The following is a 1,757-nucleotide window of genomic DNA, read 5'->3' on the forward strand; positions in this document are numbered from 1 at the left end:
CCAATAAAGTTAGTTTGTCTAGCATCTAAAAATAAAAATTGACGTTCACGTTGTTTGTTTCGTTCAGTTTTCAAAGAACTTGTCTGCCGCTCATTTGCGACTCCCTTATGTTAACATCTTCGTTAGTTAATGTCAACTAAGTTTTTCATTTCGTTTGTCGCTTTCTGCGTTGTTGCTATCGGCGACTTGTCCTATATTACACCTCTATAAGCTAATCGTCAACACCTTTTATTCAATTAATAATAAAAATAATTCCAAAGGTATTTTCTATATTAATTTCAGTCCTTCAATTTCTCCATTTCAATGAAAATAATAAACAAGGACATCCCATTACATACAAGACGCCCTTTTGCTTACACATTATATACATGCACTCTTTAAACTCTTGAACTCCCCCTTTCTATTTAAACTATCGTCCTACTGATTCCTTGAGGTGGGAGTTTTCTGTCGGGAATTGATAAATAGATCAATTAATTTACTTTTATCCGCCCATACCACTCCAAATAAGACTAAGCCGCCGCCTATTACTATTCTCCACGTTAAAGATTCATTTAATAGAACAATTGAAGCAACAATACTTATTAGCGGTAATGCATTTAAATACAATCCACTTACTGATGCTGAAACTCTCTCTAGTGCTTTATTCCAAAACCAATATGCTAAAATTGTTGCTCCAATAACAAGATACATTACACTAAGTCCAGTCTTCCAGGTTTCAATCTTTGGGAAACCGTAATAAAAAGTTTCTACCATTGCAAATGGTAATAAAATAACCGATCCAATAATTAAAGTTAATGTTGTAAAAACCTTGTTTGATAGATACCGTTCCTGTTTCGGTTGTTTTAACAACACTGTATAAAAAGCAAATAAGAAGGTGCTTAATAAAATAAGGATATCTCCTATTAAAGATACCTCTTGATCAGCATTGTTAGATGAAATTGTTATAAGAAGTACCCCTATAGCCCCCAATATAATACCAATCCAATAATTCGGCTGAATTTTCTCTTTCAAAAAGAAAGCTGAAAAAAGAATTGTAACTAACGGCAATGCAGCATCAATGATACTAACATGTAATCCACTTGTTAAAGAAATCCCGTAGGATGTGAACATAAAATACCCAGCTACACCAGTAAAAGATAGCAAACTCATTCTTTTCCATGGAATATGTTTATGTACGATTGCTTTTTGAAGTTGGCCATATGAAAAAAGCATACAAATTCCCCCTGCGAGGAAAAGACGAATAAATAACAAAGTAAATGGTTGAATAGATTCTAATGCCCATTTCGTTGGCGCAATTGCCGTCCCCCATAATATAACAGCCACTAATAACATGCATATTTCTTTCATAATCCCCCACACCCATCAAAAAGTATATGTTAACTACCTTAATTATAGATTTTTTCTTAAGTAAAATCCTTTAAAACCACAAAAAGGTTATGCGAAAAATAGCCATCCAGCCATTTTTCGCATAACCTTTTCATATTAAATCAAAAACATCATTGTTCATTCGACAACTAAATCAACATAAAAAGGTAATCCTTACCTTCAATTTATATTTAAACGTATTACTTTATAACCTTCTTATCACTTTAATATCCAAATTTTATTTTATACCGTTTCTATTTCATTCTTTTTTCGTCTTTAGGATTATTAAATTTACAGATTCTAACCTTCGGTAAATAAAAATAAACACAAAAAAACCTAAGTCGAAACGACTTAGGTTTTTGCTTGGCGACGTCCTACTCTCACAGGGACAA

Annotated in this window: 1 protein-coding gene; it reads right to left on the bottom strand. The window is 32.6% G+C overall.

Annotated features, from left to right (window positions below):
* Nucleotides 1-417: 417 nt before the first annotated feature.
* Complete coding sequence (locus tag MR155_RS31015) at nt 418-1,347, bottom strand: DMT family transporter (protein WP_113938659.1); 930 nt, start codon at nt 1,345-1,347, stop codon at nt 418-420.
* Between the last annotated feature and the right edge of the window lie 410 nt (nt 1,348-1,757).

Origin of the sequence: Bacillus cereus group sp. BfR-BA-01331, assembly GCF_022663915.1 — a bacterium.
Lineage (GTDB): Bacteria > Bacillota > Bacilli > Bacillales > Bacillaceae_G > Bacillus_A > Bacillus_A mycoides.

What these genes read in the sequence shown, in the direction of transcription:
- MR155_RS31015 (WP_113938659.1), bottom strand. Translation starts at nt 1,347, where the DNA reads ATGAAAGAAATATGCATGTTATTAGTGGCTGTTATATTATGGGGGACG.